The sequence below is a fragment of the Blautia difficilis genome (assembly GCF_014297245.1).
GTDB lineage: Bacteria > Bacillota > Clostridia > Lachnospirales > Lachnospiraceae > Blautia_A > Blautia_A difficilis.
The window spans coordinates 116,691-136,776 of the sequence record NZ_JACOQG010000004.1 but is presented as its reverse complement, the minus strand read 5'-3'; the positions used below and the strand labels follow the sequence as shown (position 1 = coordinate 136,776).

At 40.4% G+C, this 20,086-nt stretch carries 24 protein-coding genes; 20 read left to right on the top strand and 4 right to left on the bottom strand.

The genetic code is table 11. The features are described from left to right. Window positions 1-114 precede the first annotated feature (114 nt). The 20 genes from H8Z82_RS04490 to H8Z82_RS04395 all read left to right on the top strand — a co-directional run bounded on the left by H8Z82_RS04490 (window position 115) and on the right by H8Z82_RS04395 (window position 14,651). Entirely contained in the window at window positions 115-801 is a 687-nt protein-coding gene (locus H8Z82_RS04490; RefSeq protein WP_186994396.1) for an MBL fold metallo-hydrolase, read from the top strand. Continuing rightward, window positions 798-1,154: a VOC family protein gene (locus H8Z82_RS04485; protein WP_019163310.1), complete on the top strand. Its 357-nt coding sequence runs from the start codon at window positions 798-800 to the stop codon at window positions 1,152-1,154. Before H8Z82_RS04490 ends, H8Z82_RS04485 begins: the two co-directional genes overlap by 4 nt. 69 nt (window positions 1,155-1,223) lie before the next feature. Next, window positions 1,224-1,586, top strand: coding sequence for a YccF domain-containing protein (locus tag H8Z82_RS04480; protein ID WP_008704887.1), 363 nt, complete (start codon window positions 1,224-1,226; stop codon window positions 1,584-1,586). A gap of 491 nt (window positions 1,587-2,077) precedes the next feature. Further along, window positions 2,078-5,212, top strand: a complete 3,135-nt coding sequence (locus H8Z82_RS04475) for a DEAD/DEAH box helicase (RefSeq protein ID WP_334298249.1) — start codon at window positions 2,078-2,080, stop codon at window positions 5,210-5,212. A gap of 26 nt (window positions 5,213-5,238) precedes the next feature. After that, a complete protein-coding gene (locus H8Z82_RS17700) occupies window positions 5,239-5,541 on the top strand; it encodes a DEAD/DEAH box helicase family protein (RefSeq protein WP_330607852.1) in 303 nt (100 codons plus the stop codon). A gap of 21 nt (window positions 5,542-5,562) precedes the next feature. Then, on the top strand, window positions 5,563-5,967 hold the full coding sequence (locus H8Z82_RS04465; protein ID WP_019163307.1) for a (deoxy)nucleoside triphosphate pyrophosphohydrolase: 405 nt from the start codon (window positions 5,563-5,565) through the stop codon (window positions 5,965-5,967). A 29-nt stretch (window positions 5,968-5,996) separates the two neighbouring features. Further along, window positions 5,997-6,221, top strand: coding sequence for a hypothetical protein (locus H8Z82_RS04460; RefSeq protein WP_019163306.1), 225 nt, complete (start codon window positions 5,997-5,999; stop codon window positions 6,219-6,221). Window positions 6,222-6,236: 15 nt separating this feature from the next. Then, a complete protein-coding gene (locus H8Z82_RS04455; RefSeq protein ID WP_243176391.1) occupies window positions 6,237-6,512 on the top strand; it encodes a DUF1016 N-terminal domain-containing protein in 276 nt (91 codons plus the stop codon). Window positions 6,513-6,549: 37 nt separating this feature from the next. Continuing rightward, complete coding sequence (locus H8Z82_RS04450; protein WP_173683690.1) at window positions 6,550-6,747, top strand: helix-turn-helix domain-containing protein; 198 nt, start codon at window positions 6,550-6,552, stop codon at window positions 6,745-6,747. Window positions 6,748-6,854: 107 nt separating this feature from the next. Further along, the gene (locus H8Z82_RS04445) at window positions 6,855-7,394 is read left to right on the top strand and encodes a hypothetical protein (RefSeq protein WP_186994395.1); all 540 of its coding nucleotides are present in this window, start codon (window positions 6,855-6,857) and stop codon (window positions 7,392-7,394) included. Window positions 7,395-8,568: 1,174 nt separating this feature from the next. Then, window positions 8,569-8,883 (top strand): multidrug transporter, encoded by a 315-nt coding sequence (locus H8Z82_RS04440; protein ID WP_186994418.1) that lies wholly within the window; start codon window positions 8,569-8,571, stop codon window positions 8,881-8,883. Between the two features lie 56 nt (window positions 8,884-8,939). After that, window positions 8,940-9,350, top strand: a complete 411-nt coding sequence (locus H8Z82_RS04435) for a peptide deformylase (RefSeq protein WP_186994394.1) — start codon at window positions 8,940-8,942, stop codon at window positions 9,348-9,350. A 27-nt stretch (window positions 9,351-9,377) separates the two neighbouring features. Continuing rightward, window positions 9,378-9,746: a VOC family protein gene (locus tag H8Z82_RS04430; RefSeq protein WP_186994393.1), complete on the top strand. Its 369-nt coding sequence runs from the start codon at window positions 9,378-9,380 to the stop codon at window positions 9,744-9,746. Between the two features lie 12 nt (window positions 9,747-9,758). Further along, complete coding sequence (locus tag H8Z82_RS04425; protein ID WP_186994392.1) at window positions 9,759-10,100, top strand: arsenate reductase family protein; 342 nt, start codon at window positions 9,759-9,761, stop codon at window positions 10,098-10,100. A gap of 62 nt (window positions 10,101-10,162) precedes the next feature. Continuing rightward, complete coding sequence (locus H8Z82_RS04420) at window positions 10,163-11,176, top strand: DHH family phosphoesterase (protein WP_186994391.1); 1,014 nt, start codon at window positions 10,163-10,165, stop codon at window positions 11,174-11,176. Between the two features lie 42 nt (window positions 11,177-11,218). Beyond that, window positions 11,219-12,745, top strand: a complete 1,527-nt coding sequence (locus H8Z82_RS04415) for a Y-family DNA polymerase (RefSeq protein ID WP_186994417.1) — start codon at window positions 11,219-11,221, stop codon at window positions 12,743-12,745. 15 nt (window positions 12,746-12,760) lie between these two features. Continuing rightward, the gene (locus H8Z82_RS04410) at window positions 12,761-13,174 is read left to right on the top strand and encodes a hypothetical protein (protein ID WP_186994390.1); all 414 of its coding nucleotides are present in this window, start codon (window positions 12,761-12,763) and stop codon (window positions 13,172-13,174) included. A gap of 90 nt (window positions 13,175-13,264) precedes the next feature. Beyond that, window positions 13,265-13,723, top strand: coding sequence for a DUF4869 domain-containing protein (locus tag H8Z82_RS04405; RefSeq protein ID WP_186994389.1), 459 nt, complete (start codon window positions 13,265-13,267; stop codon window positions 13,721-13,723). A 5-nt stretch (window positions 13,724-13,728) separates the two neighbouring features. Further along, window positions 13,729-13,911, top strand: coding sequence for a hypothetical protein (locus H8Z82_RS04400; protein WP_243176390.1), 183 nt, complete (start codon window positions 13,729-13,731; stop codon window positions 13,909-13,911). A gap of 32 nt (window positions 13,912-13,943) precedes the next feature. After that, window positions 13,944-14,651 (top strand): gamma-glutamyl-gamma-aminobutyrate hydrolase family protein, encoded by a 708-nt coding sequence (locus H8Z82_RS04395; RefSeq protein WP_186994388.1) that lies wholly within the window; start codon window positions 13,944-13,946, stop codon window positions 14,649-14,651. A gap of 178 nt (window positions 14,652-14,829) precedes the next feature. Here the strand turns inward: H8Z82_RS04395 and lpdA are convergent, their stop codons facing one another. From lpdA to gcvPA, 4 genes are read right to left on the bottom strand one after another with little or no spacing between them, the layout of a single operon-like run. Continuing rightward, window positions 14,830-16,278 (bottom strand): dihydrolipoyl dehydrogenase, encoded by a 1,449-nt coding sequence (lpdA, locus tag H8Z82_RS04390; protein ID WP_186994387.1) that lies wholly within the window; start codon window positions 16,276-16,278, stop codon window positions 14,830-14,832. Window positions 16,279-16,299: 21 nt separating this feature from the next. Then, entirely contained in the window at window positions 16,300-17,295 is a 996-nt protein-coding gene (locus tag H8Z82_RS04385; protein WP_186994386.1) for a lipoate--protein ligase, read from the bottom strand. 23 nt (window positions 17,296-17,318) lie between these two features. Beyond that, complete coding sequence (gene gcvPB, locus H8Z82_RS04380; protein ID WP_186994385.1) at window positions 17,319-18,758, bottom strand: aminomethyl-transferring glycine dehydrogenase subunit GcvPB; 1,440 nt, start codon at window positions 18,756-18,758, stop codon at window positions 17,319-17,321. Further along, on the bottom strand, window positions 18,755-20,071 hold the full coding sequence (gcvPA, locus tag H8Z82_RS04375; RefSeq protein ID WP_186994384.1) for an aminomethyl-transferring glycine dehydrogenase subunit GcvPA: 1,317 nt from the start codon (window positions 20,069-20,071) through the stop codon (window positions 18,755-18,757). Before gcvPA ends, gcvPB begins: the two co-directional genes overlap by 4 nt. Window positions 20,072-20,086: the final 15 nt, after the last annotated feature.

The following is a 20,086-nucleotide window of genomic DNA, read 5'->3' as shown; positions in this document are numbered from 1 at the left end:
ACAATGCCTCAGTCTTGGGATAGAATATCATTACTAAAAAATGTGCAGATGAACGGAAATAAAGCCGGTATAGGATTTTGCTATTCAGCACCAGCAATTTATACAGGAGATATCATGAAAATTACTTACATTAACCATAGTGGATTTTTAGTTGAGAGTAGAGAATGCTACTATATTTTTGATTATTACAAGGGTGAATTACCGCACCTTGACAAGGAAAAAGAAGTAATTGTTTTTTGCAGTCACTTCCATGAGGACCATTTTAACCCACAAATCTTTGGGCTTCTTGATGATATGGGGATGACTTATCAGGCAGTCTTGGCCAATGATATACGAAAAAGAAATCATTTATCGGATATGAAGATCACATATGTTTATCATGATCAAACTTATAATCTGGATCATGATACCAGAGTCGATACATTGCTGTCTAACGATAGTGGTGTCGCATTTATTATCAAAACAAAGGAAGGTACCATTTATCATGCCGGTGACTTAAATGACTGGTATTGGGATGGTGAGCCGAAAGCTGACAACCAGAGACTTACTTCAGCATATCGTGCGGAGATCAGGAAAATTAAGGGTATGCATTTTGACGCTGCATTTGTTCCCTTAGATCCGAGACAGGGAGATCACTATGCCAACGGGATCCTGTATTTCCTTAAAAATGTAGATTGCAATGTCATTTTTCCAATGCATTACTGGAATGATGCCAATGTAATTAAGCGGTTTATTACTGAGTATCCGCAATATAAATCACGTATTAGAAACACAGAATATACAAAAGGAGAAGAACTATGAAATTTAAGATGATTCACGAAAACTACAATGTATCAGACCTGGACCGATCTATTAAATTTTACAACGAGGCCCTTGATCTGCACGAAGTGAGAAGAAAGACTACAGATGATTTTATTATTGTGTATCTGAGCAACGATGTAAGTGATTTTGAGTTGGAACTTACCTGGCTTAAAGATCATCCACAGCCGTATAATCTGGGTGAATGCGAATTCCACTTGGCATTCAAGGCAGAGGATTATGAGGCAGCGCACAAGAAGCACGAAGAGATGGGGTGCATTTGCTTCGAAAATGAAGAGATGGGAATCTATTTCATTGTAGATCCAGATGGATACTGGCTTGAGATTCTGCCGTAAAGTTGGTTGAGAAATCGTAGAAATCATGTTGATCAGATGTTCAGAGGACTTTAAGGGGGATGTGTTATCATGAGAACTATAGGTAATATCCTTTGGTTTATATTTGGAGGATTGCTGGGTGGACTGGCATGGGTTTTTGCAGGATGCATATGGTGTATTACAATTATTGGAATTCCGGTAGGCCTGCAATGCTTTAAATTTGCAACTTTGGCATTCTGGCCGTTTGGAAAAGAAATCGTGTATGGAAATGGTATGTTTTCATTCTTGGTAAATCTCATATGGATTGTATTTTTTGGTTGGGAAATGGCGCTTGGAAATCTGATAGTTGGTTGTATATGGTGTATTACGATAGTTGGAATTCCGTTTGGAAAGCAGTTTTTCAAGATGGCAAGACTTTCTTTCATGCCATTTGGTGCCAGTGTGATAGGGTAGAATACAAAAATTTAAGGAGTCATTTGAGAGAATGATTCAAATGCTATTGGGAATCATAAGTAAAGTTATTAATACATAATAAGAAAAAACAATAGTATTTGTAAGGCGTCAGTGGAGTATTCTACTGGCGTTTTTATTTAACATATTGGATTTACGAAGAATGCCTATCAAAGCGAAAAATTGTTAGAACAAGCTGAAATTCCAGAATCTTATTTATGACAAGTGTATTATAAGCACTTGCTGCAAAGCAGATTGAAGTAGGAACAAGAAAACAGCAGAGCCACGAACAGAAGAGTGGAAGAAAGCATTATGAATTTTCCTTATAATTATATGTATTTCGAAGAATTGCTTCCGGAAAGTTTTCCCACCGAATTATGAGTCTGTGTAGTATAATTAATAATAACAGTATATTCTGACTTACATTGTTGTAAATAGGAATGATACATAACAAGGAGATGGGTTTAATGTTAAAAAATGGGATATACGAATAGATTGTTAATACGAGAATAAATAAAGAACTGCAGCAGTTTGATCATGAAAAATATGATATAGAATTAGAAAAGCTTGATGGAGAGGATGCAAGACGTATTCTTACCATATACATATCATATGTCATAAATCAGGCTTTGCAATACTTAAGAGACAGTTTCCCGTCATCTAAAGAAAATGAATCGTTACTGGCACAAATTCGCTTATGTAATGAAATCGTTCAGGAAATAGCAGAGCATACGAATGAACCTGAATTTGAGGATAATATCATTCTTGAAAAAGGAGAAGTATTAACCTCATTATATGAAAAAATGAATTCAGCAAGAAGCATTAATACAATCAAAGCTGTGCATCCGGAAACGTCAATTGTAGAGAATACCTTGTTTACAGGATCTAAAAATGAGCCAAGTATGCTTTCGGAATTGAAGAAAGAAATCTTGTCCTCTGATTCTATTGATCTTTTGGTTTCATTTATTAAGTGGAGTGCAATACGCCCACTTCTTGTGGAATTGACTGCATTCACGAAACGAGAGGGTGTTCGTTTACGTGTGATTGCAACGACTTATACACAGGCTACAGATTATAAAGCGATTGTTGCTCTTGCAGAGCTTCCAAATACGGAAGTGAAGATTAATTATGAAACGAATCATGCACGTATGCATGCAAAATCTTATTTGTTTAAAAGAGACACTGGATTTTCAACTGCATATATTGGCTCATCAAATCTTTCAAATCCAGCTTTGACTGGGGGATTGGAGTGGAATGTGAAGGTGACTGAGAAAGAGTCATTTGATATTGTGAAAAAGTTTTCGGTTTCCTTTGAGAGCTACTGGAATGATGCCTCTTTTGAAACCTTTGACCCTGAAAACCCAGACTGTCATGAAAAGCTGAAAAAAGAATTAACGAGGGCTACATTTGATAGAAAGTCAAAACGTAGTCTTCAGGTTTCGATTCGACCATATGCATATCAGCAGGAAATTTTGGATAATCTTGCTGCAGAACGAGAAGTATACGGACATTATCGTAATCTGGTTTCTGCAGCGACAGGTGTTGGAAAAACAATTATTGCGGCATTTGATTATAAAGCTTTTAAGGAGAAGAACCCAAGAGCACGCTTGTTATTTGTGGCTCACAGAAAGGAGATTCTCGAACAGAGCATTCAGAAATTCCAGGAAGTTTTGAATGACTTTAATTTTGGTGAGTTGTACGTAGATGGTTATAAACCAACGGATATTGAGCATCTGTTTATCAGTATCCAGTCATTCAATTCTGCAAAGCTTTCTCAGTGGACAAGCAAGGACTATTATGACTTTATCATAGTGGATGAATTCCACCATGCAGCAGCTGATTCTTATCAGGAATTACTGGCATACTATGAGCCGAAGATTCTATTAGGATTGACTGCTACTCCTGACCGAATGGATGGTAAGGATATCCTGAAGTATTTTGATGGACGTATTGCATCAAAATTACTGTTGGGTGAAGCGATTGATCGAAATCTGTTAAGTTCTTTTCAGTATTTTGGTGTAACAGATGACACAGATTATAGGAATTTCAAATGGACGCGTGGTAAATATGATGTGTCAGAGCTGGAAAAAGTATATACGGCAGATACAAGACGTTGCGCTTTGATTTTAAACAGTGTAAAAAAATATGTGACAGATATTTCGTCTGTGAAAGGTCTTGGATTTTGTGTCAGTGTTGCTCACGCAAATTACATGGCGAAATATTTTAATGATAAAGGAATCCCGTCCATTGCATTATCTTCGAAAAGTGCAGACGATATTCGAAATGATGCAAAAACAGATTTGTTAAGTGGAAAGATAAACTTTATTTTCGTTGTGGATTTGTATAATGAGGGCGTGGATATACCGGCTATAGACACCGTCTTATTCTTGAGGCCAACAGAAAGTGCGACTGTATTTTTACAGCAGCTAGGACGAGGGTTACGTTTAAGTCCAGGGAAAGATTGCCTTACGGTTCTTGATTTTATTGGACAGGCAAACAAAAAGTATAATTTTGCAATGAAATTTGAGGCAATTGTAGGGAAAGGCCGAAAATCCATTCGCAAACAGGTGGAGGATGGATTCAGCAATCTGCCAAGAGGCTGCTATATCGAACTTGAAAAGTATGCAAAAGAATATATTCTGGAGAACCTGAAGCAGACAGATAATAACAAAAGAGCACTGATTGAAATGGTGAGAACCTTTGAAGAAGATACCGGATTACCGCTTAATCTGGAAAACTTTTTGCTGGAATATAATATGTCTCTGTATGATTTCTATCAGAATACAGGTGCCAGATCTTTGTTCCGCTTAAAAAAGTGGGCCGGCATTATTGAAGATGACAGAGATGTAGATGATAAAATTTACAGTATGATGACCGGATTTTTCCATGTGAACTCAGCCAGACTACTGGATTATTGGATTAGATATATTGACGGTAATAAAGTTGCAAATAGCGAAGAAGAACGCATTATGCGAAATATGCTTTATTACACATTTTATAAAAAAAATCCGGCTAAATGCGGTTTCCAAAGTATCGATGAAGGAATTGAGTCAGTCCTAAAGGAAACTTTTGTAAGAGATGAAGTTCTGCAGATTTTGAAATACAATCGTAAGCATATCAGTTTTGTTGCTGGGAGAAATGAATACTCTTATCTTTGTCCTCTGGATTTACACTGCCGTTATAACACAAATCAGATTATGGCTGCATTTGGATTATTTACAGAGACAGAATCACCGGAATTCAGAGAAGGTGTAAAACGTTTTGAAGACAAAAAAACAGATATCTTTTTTATTAATCTGAACAAATCAGAGAAGGATTTCTCTCCATCTACTATGTATGAGGATTATGCAATTAACGATAAGCTCTTTCATTGGCAAAGCCAAAGTCAGGATAGGCAAGCGAGTGCAAAAATACAGAGATATATTAATCACAAGAATACAGGTGATATCATATCATTATTTGTTCGTGAATTTAAAAGGCTTGGTTCATATACAGCACCATATACTTTTTTAGGAAATGCAGATTATGTGAAGCATGAAGGAGAGAGGCCTGTCAGTTTCGTATGGAAGCTGCATAATTCGATTCCTGCGGATATGCTGCCAAAGGCAAACAAGAGCATTGCTTTGTAATTCTATGTGATTAGAAATAAAAAGATGTGCGTACTCTCTTGACAAATTCGGGAACAGGAAAGATATATGCATCCGCACTTGCTATGCGTGAGCTTGGTTTCAAAAGAGTGTTGTTTCTGGTTCATCGTGTGACACTTGCGAAGCAGGCTAAAAAATCTTTTGAAAAAGTTTTTGATAAGAAAGTGACAATGGGATTGGTGGAAGCCAGAAATGCCCGGAAAGAAGATAATCGCGGACGTATGCAACCGATCACGAAAGTAACGATGAAAATGCAGCATTCAGTGAGAGAAGATTTATTACGGTATTTACAGTCAAATATTACAGCATAAATGATTTGAGGTACGAAAAAGATGAAGACGATAAAAGTAGTTGCAGCAGTTATCTGTGACAATATGAAAGAAAAGAATAAAATTTTTGCAACGGCTCGTGGTTACGGTGAGCTGAAAGGCGGCTGGGAGTTTCCTGGAGGAAAAATTGAAGCAGGTGAAACACCTCAGGAAGCATTAAAGCGAGAAATCATGGAAGAACTGGATACAGAAATTAAGGTAGGGGATTTGATTGACACTATAGAGTATGACTATCCCACTTTTCACCTTTCCATGGACTGCTTCTGGGCAGAGGTCACAGCCGGTCACCTGGAACTGAAAGAAGCGGAAGCTGCAAAATGGCTTACGAAGGATCAACTGGACAGCGTTGCCTGGTTACCAGCAGATGTCACTTTGATAGAGAAAATTCGAAGGAACATGGAGAACTGATTTCTAATATTATTTTCAGAGGAATTGCTATGATATACACAGTAAAACGAATTGATGAAGACCTGGACTTCGGTTGTGAAGAGCGACCGAAAGGCATGCCAGTCATGGCAATAGTGACGCTTATGAATTCTTCAGGAGAAGAAATAAAGATAAAAGCAGAGGATGCCATGCTCTATGAATGTAACATCAATGAAGGGGACAAGGTTTGCTTTGATGTGAATAATAAGTTGGAAAAAGTGGTACTTCCGAATTGATGGGAGTGCCGTTAAATGTTATTGATTATCGTTGTTTTTGGAAAGCTGTTTCTGCAATGCAGAAAGCTGAATATCTGGAGAAGGAAACCGTTTTATGAAACATATAAGGACAGGCCAGAGCTCTCAACGCTGTTGAGAGAAAATACATGGTCAAATAATATGCATATTATTTTAAAAACTAAAAGCTATGAAGAAAAAGAATTCTATCTAAAACTGACTTCTAAGGAGAAATATAAGGCAAAAGAGCTGGCACGACAGATTGACAACATAGCATATATCTGGTACTATTAAATAACGCAATGCGTTAATTTAGCGGGAGAGTTTTATCATGAGTAGAGGAAAAGAAGTAAAAGAATTAAGAGAAAAAATGGGAATGAACAGACGTGAATTTAGTGACTATTATGGTATTCCGTATCGTACCGTTCAAGATTGGGAAGCAGAAAAAAGAGAACTTCCAGATTATCTGTTACGTTTATTAAAGTATAGAGCAGAAATAGAATGTCGAATCGAAAGAGCAGGTAAATAGAATAATTTAACTAATGACTTTTTATTACCAGTTACGATGTAATGTTTTATTTTTTGTTTCTGACATAACGCAATGCGTATATTTAAATAAAGCAGAAGGAGGTAAACGTGGAAAGAAAAGTAAATGTAATCGAGGATATAGATGGAAAGAAAACGGTATTTATTCAGGACATCATATTTAAAGGGAAAAGATCTGTAAAATGGGAGGATGTTGAAAAATATCTAAAACAATATGTAGGAGACATCTACACAATTGATGATAGCAATGATGCAGTTTATATTGGAACAGATTTACCGGATGAGTATACTCGTTCAAATTATACACATATTTTAAAAGGAGCAAATGCGAAGGCAAAAGCTAATGCCGCACAGGGATTACCAGAATTGATTGAAATTGCAGCTGGAAAGAAATTTACTGAAAATTATAAAGAAAAACATACTATAGATGCAATGTATGGCTGGTATCGTTACGAGTCAAGATTTGCTTTGCCAGTGTTTAATGAAGTTGGGGAAATTGAAAGATATAATGTTTTTAATGTAATAATGGTCATTCGACATGCAAAAGATGGTAAAATGTATCTATATGATATAATGAACATAAAAAAAGAAACGAGCACCCTTTTCCAGTCCGAAGACATTACTCAGTAAAAAACCCATTTCTTAGTTATGATTGTACCCCCATAGTAGCAAAAAGTCAATAAAAAGAAACGAATATATTTTGGAATATTTTGGAAATCATTTCACAATTAAATAAGGCATTCCAATGAAAAGCCAGCCCAGTTATTCATCGGAAAGACCATAGAAAAGCCAGGTTCAGATACACTGATTACTCTTAGTGCGTCCGGACCTGTTTTTTGTTGCTATCGTTTCTTTCGACTGCCTTTGTCACGCTTACTTCCGGGGGATTTCAGAATATCGGAGTTACGAAGAATGCCTATCAAAGTGACAAATTCATCTTTGGTGATTTTGCTATATTTAATTCCTAATTGTTTCAGGAATATGGAAACTTGGGCTTCTTCAGTAGATCCTTCAAAATGATTGCCTGATCCAAAGTATTTTTTACAACATCGGATCCGGTAGTATCGGCAGTTGTAGGAGTTCGATTTATATCGGTAAATGATCATTTTGATACGAATGAAAATCACAACGGTAATAAAGAATTGGAGATTGCATTAAAAAATCTGGTTAATGATATGTATGCAGAGATTTATCGAAGCGTGTCAGCACTTCCAGAAAACAGGAACAGATCCGGGGCAAAAGATCCAAAGGAGATGGGGACATATCTTGGCTTTTTTGAGAAAACCAAAATGAAAATAGATCAGAAATGCCTATGTTGAGAATGGAATGAAAATCAGGATATCTATAGACACAATGACAGTGTGGCATAAAGAAGATACGTGGAGAATAAAAAATCTTCCAAAGAAAGGGCATGTGCAACTTTATCACAATAATTATGCTGTGAGAAAAAAGGAATACGAGAGTTTACTCAGGGATTTCATATTCAGAGTCCTATGTGCACAGATACAGATATCAGATATGCACTGAGCATAATTAAAAATTATGAGTATAGCGTTAGAGATAATAGACCGTAGAAATCAGAAACAGTAATCAAAAGCGAGGGATAAAATGGGAAAAGAACAAATATTTTTGCAGGGACAGGTGATTGTGCAGAATGATAAGGATGTTTTACAGGAAAGATGCACTACAGGGGTTATATCTATGTTATACTTGAGGTGATATTGAAAGTGAAAAACTTACCAAAAGCTACATAACAATATGAATAATTCTTAAAGGTTGACACTTGAGGAGGACTATGAAAATTATGGAAATATCAAAAGCTGATTGGAAGTTATATCGTGAGCGTGTTTCAGACTGGCAGGAACATTATATGGAGCAGCTCACCATGGAATATGTCGAATTGCTTACATCCCCGGGAAATGCTTCGGATCATTTTTGGGAACTTGAAAAGCGAATAAAACAGGATAAGAAACATTCAGGTGTTTTGATCGAACTTCGTAAGTCGACAGCATTATGGGATATTGCGTATTTTGTCAGAGATAAGGTAATAACGATGAATGAGCTTGAAGGATTTAGTGAGGACTTGATTAATGCTGTAAAATTAATTTTGAGTCGATGAGAAAGATTTTCGGTCAGGATAAATAAGAATTAGAAATAAAATACAGGAGAAAATAAATGGTAAAGCAAATAGTAAGAGACATTTTCTTTTTAGGTCAGCCATCCGAGCCAGCCACAAAAGCAGATATACAGGTTGGAAAGGATCTGCAGGATACGCTGCAGGCGAACCGAGAGCAGTGCGTTGGTATGGCAGCGAACATGATTGGGGTAAAGAAGAATATCATCATTGTAAATATGGGATTCATAGATGTTGTGATGTTCAATCCGGTGATTGTTTCAAAACGTGACATGTATGAGACAGAAGAAGGTTGTCTATCTCTGGATGGTGTTCGCAAGACAACCAGATACCAGGAAATTGAAGTGGAGTATTATGACTTTAACTGGAAGAAACAGCGACAGAAGCTGTCTGGATGGACGGCACAGATCTGTCAGCATGAAATTGATCATTTGTCTGGGAAGATTATATAATCGAATGCGGATTGCGAGGTGACTGGCATGTTAAAGAATGTACTGATCGTGGTAGATGATATAGAAAAATCCATAGAGTTTTATAGGGATTTATTTGGATTGCAAGTGATTCTTCAGAATGAAGGGAATGTAATTTTATCGGAGGGTCTTGTTTTGCAGGACGCCGGTTTATGGGGAAAGGCGCTGGATGAGATTTCTACTCTATTTAATAACAGGATGGAACTGTATTTTGAGGAATTTGATATAGATGGATTGCTTGCAAAGTACGAATCCGGTAAGTATTTCCTCCGATATGCCACTGAGCTAACAGAACTTGCAGGTGGCCAGAAACTTGTAAGGCTGTATGATCCGAGTGGTAATCTCATCGAGGTTCGTACGCCATTTATGTGTAATTAAAGGAGAATTAATTTGAACGTACAGATTTTTGGAACAAAGAAGTGCAATGATACAAAGAAAGCAGAACGTTTCTTTAAGGAACGTGGGATCAAGTTTCAGTTTATTGATATGAAAGAAAAGGGCATGAGCAAGGGTGAATTCAATTCTGTTGCTCAGGCAAATGGTGGACTGGAAAATATGATTAACTGGGAAGGCAGGGATAAGGATCTGCTTGCACTTATTAAGTATATTGCAGAGGAAGATAAACTTGAGAAGGTACTGGAAAACCCACAGGTGATTAAGACACCGGTGGTCCGTAATGGAAAACAATCCACTCTTGGATATCAGCCGGATATCTGGAAAACGTGGAAGTAAGAGTGACGGTAGACTTCTGGCCTAGATAAATAAAGCAAATGATTCAACGGAAAGGCAATTAAATGACATTCAATTTTGACAGAGAATTTCAATCTATGATGCAAGTGCATGATTTAAATACCGTGATTCTTCTAGGACACTTGAATCCGGATGGCGATGCTGCCGGATCGGTGATGGGACTTGCACATTATATAAAGGTAAACTATCCGCAGTACAAAGTGATGCCATATCTGGCAGATACGTTGGACAAAGGACCGAAGAAGCAGGTAAAACTGGATAAAGTATTCAATCCGTTTGAGAAACCGGATGTAAAAGAAAAATATGCTGTTATCGTATGTGATACTGCAGTTTTAGCAAGAATGATCGGCAGGGAATACTACGAGGGTGCAGAAGCAAGTATAGTAATTGATCACCATGCTTCTAATGAAGGTTACGGAGATATAAACTATACAAAAATCTCGGAAGCCTGTGCAGAGAATGTTTATTACATTTTGAATCTGGTAAAGTTGAAGCGTACAGTCGATTGCGAAGCAAAACCAACTGCAGCAGACTATATCTATATGGGTATCCTGCATGATACGGGCTGTTTTACCAGAGCGAAGGTGAGCACCATGCAGGCCGTAACTGAATTACTTAAGATGGGAGTAGATCATAGTTATGTAATGCAGACTATGCATAATGATACGCTGGGAAGTCTGCAGAAGAGATCAGAGCTGTTAAAACGAGCAGAACGTCTGCTGGATGGAAATGTTGCCTGTGTATGCATCAATCGTGCAGAGAGCGAGGCAGAGGGAATCAGTTATGAGGATATCCATCCAATCAGTGGATTCCTTAGAGACTGCGAGGACATTCAGCTTGGTTTTACCATGTATGAGGAAGAAGAAAATCGCTGGCGTTGTTCCTTCCGGTCTGATGGAAAATGGATCAATGTAAATGAACTTCTGCAGGCATTTGGCGGAGGTGGACATGCTGCAGCAGCAGGTGTGCGCAAGCGGACGAATGATGTAGAAAAATTCAGGCAGGAAATACTTGAGCGGATTGTTATGATGAGAAAGATTTCCGGTCAAGATAAATAAGAATTAGAAACGGAACACAGGAGGATCAGGAGGCGTAGAATGATGGAAAAGGAAAGAATCTATATTGCAATTGATCTTAAGTCATTCTATGCGTCTGTGGAATGTAAAGAACGAAATCGAGATCCTTTGACGACTAATCTTGTGGTTGCGGATAAAAGCAGAACAGAAAAAACAATCTGTCTTGCGGTATCGCCAGCTTTAAAGTGTTATGGGATACCCGGAAGGGCTCGTTTATTTGAGGTTGTTCAAAAAGTAAAAGAAGCCAACAGCGCCCGCAGGTGGAAAGCGCCGAACAGAACTTTTATCGGAGCTTCTGATGACAGCACAGAATTAAATAGCAATCCTGCATTGGAAATCGATTATATTGTTGCTCCTCCCCGGATGGCTTTCTATCTGGAATACAGCACCAGAATTTACAGCATTTATCTGAAATATATTGCGCCGGAAGATATTTTCCCTTATTCGATTGACGAAGTATTTATGGATGTAACGGATTATCTGCATACTTATAATATGACAGCAAGAGAACTTGCAATGACCATGATACAGGATGTGCTGAAAACGACAGGTATAACAGCAACTGCCGGAATCGGAACAAATATGTATCTGTGTAAGATTGCGATGGATATCGTGGCGAAGCATATGAAAGCAGATAAAGATGGCGTACGAATTGCAGAATTGGATGAAATGTCCTACCGAAGGAAACTCTGGGGTCACAGACCACTTACTGATTTCTGGAGAGTAGGAAAAGGATATGCAAAGAAGCTGGAAGAATACGGGCTTTATACAATGGGTGATATTGCAAGGTGCTCCATTGGAAAGGAAAATGAGTTATACAATGAAGATCTGTTATACAATTTATTTGGTGTTAATGCAGAGCTGCTGATTGACCATGCCTGGGGTTATGAACCTTGTACCATGGAAATGGTCAAGGCCTACAAACCGGAAACGAACAGTGTTTGTTCCGGACAGGTACTTCATTGTCCTTATGATTTTGAAAAAGCAAAACTGGTTGTAAAAGAGATGACGGATCAGATGGTTTTGGATTTGGTGGATAAGAAGCTTGTGACGGACCAGATTGTATTGACAATTGGTTATGATATTGAGAATCTGAGCAACACCGGTAGGAGAAAGCAATATCATGGTGAGGTTACGATCGACCGTTATGGAAGAAGAATCCCGAAACACGCACATGGAACGACCAATCTGAAACGGCAGACTTCCTCAACAAAAATGATAACGGATGCAGTAATAGAGCTATATGACAGGATCGTTGACAGAAACCTGCTTATCAGAAGAATCAATATCACAGCGAACAGGCTTGTGGATGAAAGCTCTGTAGAGAGAGAAGAAGTGTATGAGCAGTTGGATTTTTTTACGGATTATGAGGCGCAAAGGAAAAGGCAGGAAGAGGAAGAGGCTACGCTGGATCGTGAGAAACGTATGCAGGAGGCAATGCTCAGTATCAAGAAGAAATTTGGAAAAAACGCTGTACTGAAGGGAATGAATCTTCAAGAAGGTGCAACCGCCAAGGACAGAAATGAACAAATTGGCGGACATAAGGCGTAAAGGAGTTGGAAGAGGATGAAAAATAATTCTTATGAAGATATCATCAATTTGCCACATCCGGTCTCTAAGAATCATCCGCAAATGCCACTTCGGGATCGGGCAGCACAATTTGCTCCTTTTGCGGCCTTGACTGGGCATGATGCTGCGATAAAAGAAACAGCAAGATTAACAGATGAACGATTGGAGCTGAGTGAGGAAGCGATTGCTCAGCTGAACGAAAAAATTAATATAATCAGAAATAATATCGGTATAGAACAGAAAGTATCGATAACTTATTTTATTCCCGATGCAAAAAAAACTGGCGGATCCTATGTTACGTACTCTGGTATTGTAAAAAAGATAGATGAATATGAGCATACCATGATCATGATAGATCAAACGGTCATTCCAATTGAACAGATAAGCGATATTAAATGTGAAGAGTGGTAAATGTAAAAACAGATACAAAGAATATAGAATGTTTCATTAGTATAGCGAAAATCATAAGAAGAATTGTATTTTGAGAGGAGGTCCTTATAAATGCTGAACATTATTTATGGAGATGTGAAAAACAGTATTTATAATACAAATGTTTATTTTAAAAACAGTTATGAACCAGAATGGCTTGATACAGAACTGGCAAAAAAGATGATTAAAGATATTGATGATTCAGAAGTATTAAGTGGTGAATGCATTAACAGTCCGGTGTTAGGACAGATTCCTCTTGAAAGACTGTCAGGAGGAGTGAAAACGTTGTTGCTGATTTTAAATGAACCGGATCGGATTTTCAATGCCTCGACCTGTGGTGATAACTGTGCAAAATGGATATTGGAAATAGGCAGGATTAAAGATGTTACCATTAATCTCAGACATATGATGAGTTTTGGAAAAGACACAAAATTTGAGATAAAAGTCCAAAATGGAGGAGAAACGGTCCATTCAATGAAGGAACTTGTTCCTATAGCAAATAAGTATTTAAATGAAATGAAACAGGAGTAGTGATTATGAAAGGTTCACATAAAATCATTGTAGAATCCAGAAAAGTGAAATATGATTTTGTAATTCATAGGAATATTACAATCATTACTGGTGACAGTGGATCAGGTAAGACTGTTTTAATTGATCTTATATACAGTATGATGGAATCTGTTCAAAAAAAAATTCAGAAGAAAACATGGGTCTTTTAAATAATGGTAATTATTTGTAAGGAGAAACAGAGATGAGAAAAGTAATCGGTGTTATGCCGCTATATGATGGTGAAAAGAAAAGCTACTGGATACAGCCGCGTTATCTGCAGATGCTCGAAGCAGAAAATGCAATACCCCTGGTGCTTCCTTTAACAACGAATCATTATGAGTTAGACTATTTTATTGAAATATGCGGTGGTTTCTTGTTAAGTGGAGGGCATGATGTGTCTCCGGCTGTTTACAGGGAGGAACGGAAGCCCTGGTGCGGGCCCTGCTGTGAGGCACGAGATGAAATGGAGCAATATATTTTAAAGAAAGCTGTGGAAGCAGATCGTTCTGTTCTTGGTATTTGCCGTGGTATTCAGCTGATGAATGTCTGCTATGATGGAACCTTATATCAAGATCTGAAGACGGAATATGGCACCTGTATCAATCATCGTATAGAACCTTCATACGATAAAACCGTACATATGAATACAATACAAAAGGATACTCCGCTTTATGATGTTTTAGGCAAAGAACACATTAGGGTGAACAGCTATCATCATCAGGCAATTAAAACATTATCACCTCAGTTTAAACAAATGGCGATTTCAGAAGACGGTTTGATCGAGAGCATTTATATGCCGGCTTGTAAATATGTGGTGGGGGTTCAGTGGCATCCTGAATATTCCTATCAGCTTGATGAAAACAGCAGAAACCTTGTACATTCTTTTGTCGATTCCATTCAAGGTTGTTGATCTTTTGTAAAATTGTGAATAGGAGATGGTGCCATACTCTTTATGTAATCATGTCAGATGATCATTGTACCATTTATATGTTTGATGGAAGCGTTTATCGTTGTCGAATGACACTGAAAGCATTAGAAAAGAAAGCCCCCTGCTTATGGGGGCTTTTAAAAATGCATTTTGATATCAGTTACAGAGTTGTGGCCTGGGTGATCATTTCGCTAAAAGAAGGATGGGGGCGGATCACAGAAGCCATTTCTTCCAGTGTGAGTTTCTGGGCAATGGCAACCGCAAATTCACTGATCATATCAGTGGCTCTTGCGCAGAGAAGCTGTGCTCCGATGATCACATGGGTTTCTTCCAGATAGATCACTTTCATAAATCCGCGCTCCTGCAGGGATAATACGGATTTTCCATTGGCAGAGCTGAGGATTTTGTGGCTTTTGGCTGCAAGTCCCTGTTCTTTTGCCTGATCCAGTGTCAGTCCCACAGAGGCAATTTCAGGGGAGGCATAGATGCAGGATGGAACAAGATCAAGGACTGGGCTGTTCCTATGTGGAAGAGCACTGTTGACTGTATCCTCTGATAATGCGGCAGCTATCTGATGGACAGCATGAAGTCCCTGGGCAGTGGCAGCATGTGCCAGCTGTAGTTTTCCATTTACATCGCCGATAGCATAGATACCGGGAAGGCTAGTCTGAAAATGTTCATCTGTCAGGATACGGCCCCGTTCCATGGAAGGAGTAAGACCGTCAGCAAACAGACCATCTGTATAAGGCCTTCGGCCAGTAGCAATCAGAACCGCCTGTGCGGTACAGGTGCAGATTGTGTCTTTTTCAGTGTAAGTGCATAAGATGCCCTCATTAGTAGATTCCAGAGACTGTACCATGGCTCCGGTATGGATATCGGCACCTTTTTTCTTCAGGGATTGCTTCAGACTTTGGCCCAGTTCTTTGTCCATGTTGGCGATTAAAGAGGGAAGTGCCTCCAGGATTGTGACTTTTGTTCCAAGTGCCTGCCAGATTCCGGTAAATTCTACACCGATTACACCTCCGCCGATGATCAGCAGGGAAGAAAACGGTTCCTGATCCCAGGAGAGCAACTCATCACTGGTCATTACACCGGGCAGATCATGTCCGGGAATAGGTGGGACAGAAGGGACACTGCCGGATGCCAGGAGAATCTGTCTTGTTTTAATGGTAACAGGCTCAACTTCACTGGATGTGATCCGTACCTGCTTGATCCCTTCATTGCCGGTATCATCATTGCCGGTATCAATAACAGTTCCCAGTCCCTGATAAACAGTAACCTTAGCAGCTTTTAAAAGAGCTGCAATGCCTTTTTGTAAAGTGGTGATAGTTGTCTGTTTGTGTTGCTGAATGTCGTTCAGATCGGCCCGGACATTTTCTGCAGAAATACCAAAACGCTCTGCATCACAGATTTCCTTATAGAGTTCGGAAGAGTGGAGCAATGTTTTGGTAGGGATACATCCCCGGTTCAGGCAGGTTCCTCCCAGAGAATCCTTTTCGATCAGAGCGGTGCGAAGACCAAGCTTTGCTGCTTCCAGAGCTGCTTCATATCCGCCCGGGCCGGCACCGATGACAGTCAGGTCATAGATAGTTGTTGTCATTTCTGCCATGGATCAGTTCTCTCCTTTTCGTTAGATTTGTTCTTGTACCATTCCACACAGATCAGTGCGGACATTTTCCGGAACCAGATGTTGTTCCAGGGATTGGTTTAATGTTTTGCAAAGAATATCGGTACGATAAGGGAGACCCTGAAATTCCGCACCAATATCAGAAAACCAGTCTGCTTCCATAGAATCGGAAGAAAGCAGTGCTTCGGTGATCATTCCTTCGTTTACATGAAGGTCAAGACTGACCTCACCCCATGAAAAACGCTGTTCCAGCCGATTGGTAAATGGAATCTTTGGTCCGTATTTCCAACGGTCAGAGGAAAAACGCTCTCTGCCTTTTTGAATGGCAGTCTGTTCCAGACGTTTGGCACACAGAGGCACGGCAGGCAATCCGTATACTTTGGAAAATGCGGTAAACATGGCCTGCTTTATGGTGTCAACAGTGATGTCGGGACAGAGGGAAGACAAATTTACCACTCTGGAGCGGACGGAGTCTACTCCTTTTGACTGTAGTTTTGCTTTGGAAGGATTCAAAAAACGGGACATGGAAGCAGTATCTACATTCAGCAATAGTGTTCCATGATGGTAATAATATCCCTTGGAATCAAAAAATGCATTTCCGGAAAATTTCTGTCCGTTGATTGTCACATCATTTCGACCGGTTTTCTCAGCAGTCAGTCCAAAGGAAGCTACAGCTTCTATAATCACCTGAAGCTGGCGGTCTACATCCGCGTCTTCTTTTCTCATACAGAAGGTAAAGTTCAGATTTCCAAGGTCGTGGTAGACAGCTCCCCCGCCGGAGAGGCGGCGGACCAGATGTCCGCCGTCTGCTTCCAGTTCTGATACACGGCACTCTTTCCAACAATTCTGATTTCGCCCGATCACAACCGTATGTGCATTTTGCCATAAGTATAAAATACATTCTCCTGGTTCTGCGTGAAGAGTAAGATATTCTTCTACAGCAAGATTTGTATAAGGATCGGTAGTTGTGCTTTCGTATGTGGTCAGAGTCTGTATCATTGTGGATTCCTCCTGTTATTGATTTATTCGTTACTATAAAGATAACGCACTACTGGTTTTCGTGCAGCACCTACTTCGTCTAATCTGCGGACCGGTGTTTTAAATGGATATTCGTGCATCTTTTCCGGATGAGCTTCAGATTCTGCAAGTACATCCAGGAAGATCTGTACCGCTTCATCCAGTGTTTCCCGGCTCTCTGTTTCGGTAGGCTCGATCATCAATGCTTCATGGACGATCAGCGGGAAGTACATGGTAGGCGGATGGATACCGTGATCCAGTAATTCCTTGGCAATATCAAGAGCAGAGACATTTCGCTGATGCTTTTCCTGTTCCAGTGTCATGACAAATTCATGCATACAGGTGTGATCATAGGCCATTTTATAATGTCCGGCCAGCTTGTGCATCATATAGTTGGCATTCAGCACTGCTGTGGTGGCTGCTTCCGGAATTCCCTCTCTGCCAAGAGTCAGAATGTAACAGAAGGCACGGACAACAACCAGGAAATTGGAAGAGAAGCTGCGGACATTTCCAATGGTATAAGCAGCGGTTTCTTCCGTAAAAGAGCCGTCTGCCTGTTCGTTAATACGAAGTCCCGGAAGGAATTGTGCCAGGAAATCTTTGCAGGCAACAGGTCCGCTTCCCGGTCCGCCTCCACCGTGAGGAGTGGAGAATGTCTTATGCAGATTCAGATGCATCACATCAAAGCCCATGTCGCCCGGGCGTGTAACTCCCATAACTGCGTTTAAGTTTGCTCCATCGTAATAGCATAAGCCGCCGGCTTCATGAACGATCCGTGTGATCTCTGCAATATTTGGATCAAACAGACCAACTGTGTTGGGGTTTGTGAGCATCAGTCCGGCAGTGTCATCGCCTACAGCGGCTTTTAATGCCTCCAGATCGACACAGCCATGCTCATCAGAAGCGATATTAACCACATCGAAGTTGGCCATAGCTGCACTGGCGGGATTGGTACCGTGGGCAGAATCCGGAACAATGATCTTTGTACGTTTGCTGTCACCGCGGCTTTCGTGCCATGCCTTGATCAGAAGAAGACCGGTAAATTCACCGTGAGCACCGGCTGCCGGCTGAAGAGTACATGCCTGCATTCCGGTGATCTCGCACAATGCTTTTTCAATGGAAGAGAGTACTTCCAGACATCCCTGAACATCCCTGGTATCCTGCAGAGGATGAATGTTGGTAAATCCGGGGAGAAGAGAAGCAGCATCGTTGATCTTCGGATTGTATTTCATGGTACAGGAGCCTAAAGGATAGAAACCATCGTTGACTCCATGGGTCTGCTTTGCCAGATCAGTATAGTGACGGCTAAGCTCTGTTTCGGATACCTCTGGGAGATGCAGTGCTTTTTTACGCATCGGTACATTGACAGTTACTTCAGGGGTAGTGCAGGGCGGAATCAGGTCGCAGCCTCTTCCTGGTGCCCCCATTTCAAATATAAGTTTCATGCAAGCACCTCCTTTATCACAGCAATAAGACCATCAATCTCAGATTTTGTATTCATTTCAGTTGTGCACCAGAGCATTTCTGACTGTCCGGTCACAAGGCCTGACAAATATCCGTGTGCAGCCAGTTTTTCAGAGAGGACAGCTGCATCACAGGGACAGATGGTTACAAATTCATGGAAAAATTCTCCTGTATATTTCCTGGTAAATCCCAGAGCAGTCAACTGTTCCAGCAGATAGCGGGCATTTGCCATACAGGAAGCAGCCACTTTTTCAAGTCCGGCACTGCCCATAGCTGACAGATAGACTGCGGCAGTCATAGCGCAAAGTGCCTCGTTGGAACAGATGTTGGAGCTTGCTTTCTCCCGGCGGATATGCTGTTCACGAGCCTGGAGAGTAAGGACATAGGCACGTTTTCCGTCCACATCGGTAGTCTGGCCTACGATTCGGCCGGGAAGCTTTCTCATCATGTCTTTGGTAGAAGCCATGAATCCAAGATAAGGTCCGCCAAATCCCATAGGAAGTCCCAGAGGCTGGCCTTCACCAACAGCTACATCAGCACCAAATTCTCCCGGAGTTTCCAGAAGACTAAGAGCAATGGGATTGCAGCTGGCGATCAGCCTGGCACCGGAATTGTGTACAGCATTTGCAATAGAAGCGCCATCTTCGATCAATCCGTGGTAGTTTGGGGTCTGAATGATCAGACAGGCGATGGAGGAAGTATCCATAGCATTCCAACTATCTATATCTGTGAGACCATCTTTTTCAGGAAGAATCACAAGTGGTGCTCCGGAACCAAAGCAGTAGGTACGGATCACAGAGAGTGTTCTGGGGTCCACAGAAGCACTGACACAGATGGTTCCCCGTTTCCGGTCACGACACATGGCAGCAGCCTCTGCGGCAGCAGTTGCACCGTCATAAACAGATGCATTGGAAACGTCCATTCCTGTCAGCTCACAGATCATGGTCTGATATTCAAAGATCGACTGTAGAAGTCCCTGGCTGATCTCTGCCTGATAAGGAGTGTATGCAGTGACAAATTCTTCTTTTGAAGTGACTTGCTTTACAATAGCCGGAATATAGTGGTGATAGGATCCGGCACCTCTGAAAATATGAGGAAAACGGGTGTTTTTCCCGGAGATTTCCTCAATCTTGCGGGCTACTTCCAGTTCGGAAAGTCCGGATGGTAAAGACAGTCCGTCTTTTAAGCGAAGGTCCTCGGGAATATCGGCATACAATTCATCAAAAGAATGCATTCCGATGGATTCCAGCATAGAGAGACGTTCTTCTCTGGTACTTGGTATGTAAGAACCCATGGCAGTTACCTCCTG

Coding starts and splice junctions, on each gene's coding strand:
- H8Z82_RS04490 (WP_186994396.1), top strand. CDS start 115: ATGAAAATTACTTACATTAACCATAGTGGATTTTTAGTTGAGAGTAGA.
- H8Z82_RS04485 (WP_019163310.1), top strand. CDS start 798: ATGAAATTTAAGATGATTCACGAAAACTACAATGTATCAGACCTGGAC.
- H8Z82_RS04480 (WP_008704887.1), top strand. CDS start 1,224: ATGAGAACTATAGGTAATATCCTTTGGTTTATATTTGGAGGATTGCTG.
- H8Z82_RS04465 (WP_019163307.1), top strand. CDS start 5,563: ATGAAGACGATAAAAGTAGTTGCAGCAGTTATCTGTGACAATATGAAA.
- H8Z82_RS04460 (WP_019163306.1), top strand. CDS start 5,997: ATGATATACACAGTAAAACGAATTGATGAAGACCTGGACTTCGGTTGT.
- H8Z82_RS04455 (WP_243176391.1), top strand. CDS start 6,237: ATGTTATTGATTATCGTTGTTTTTGGAAAGCTGTTTCTGCAATGCAGA.
- H8Z82_RS04450 (WP_173683690.1), top strand. CDS start 6,550: ATGAGTAGAGGAAAAGAAGTAAAAGAATTAAGAGAAAAAATGGGAATG.
- H8Z82_RS04440 (WP_186994418.1), top strand. CDS start 8,569: ATGGAAATATCAAAAGCTGATTGGAAGTTATATCGTGAGCGTGTTTCA.
- H8Z82_RS04435 (WP_186994394.1), top strand. CDS start 8,940: ATGGTAAAGCAAATAGTAAGAGACATTTTCTTTTTAGGTCAGCCATCC.
- H8Z82_RS04430 (WP_186994393.1), top strand. CDS start 9,378: ATGTTAAAGAATGTACTGATCGTGGTAGATGATATAGAAAAATCCATA.
- H8Z82_RS04420 (WP_186994391.1), top strand. CDS start 10,163: ATGACATTCAATTTTGACAGAGAATTTCAATCTATGATGCAAGTGCAT.
- H8Z82_RS04415 (WP_186994417.1), top strand. CDS start 11,219: ATGGAAAAGGAAAGAATCTATATTGCAATTGATCTTAAGTCATTCTAT.
- H8Z82_RS04410 (WP_186994390.1), top strand. CDS start 12,761: ATGAAAAATAATTCTTATGAAGATATCATCAATTTGCCACATCCGGTC.
- H8Z82_RS04405 (WP_186994389.1), top strand. CDS start 13,265: ATGCTGAACATTATTTATGGAGATGTGAAAAACAGTATTTATAATACA.
- H8Z82_RS04400 (WP_243176390.1), top strand. CDS start 13,729: ATGAAAGGTTCACATAAAATCATTGTAGAATCCAGAAAAGTGAAATAT.
- H8Z82_RS04395 (WP_186994388.1), top strand. CDS start 13,944: ATGAGAAAAGTAATCGGTGTTATGCCGCTATATGATGGTGAAAAGAAA.
- lpdA (WP_186994387.1), bottom strand. CDS start 16,278: ATGGCAGAAATGACAACAACTATCTATGACCTGACTGTCATCGGTGCC.
- H8Z82_RS04385 (WP_186994386.1), bottom strand. CDS start 17,295: ATGATACAGACTCTGACCACATACGAAAGCACAACTACCGATCCTTAT.
- gcvPB (WP_186994385.1), bottom strand. CDS start 18,758: ATGAAACTTATATTTGAAATGGGGGCACCAGGAAGAGGCTGCGACCTG.
- gcvPA (WP_186994384.1), bottom strand. CDS start 20,071: ATGGGTTCTTACATACCAAGTACCAGAGAAGAACGTCTCTCTATGCTG.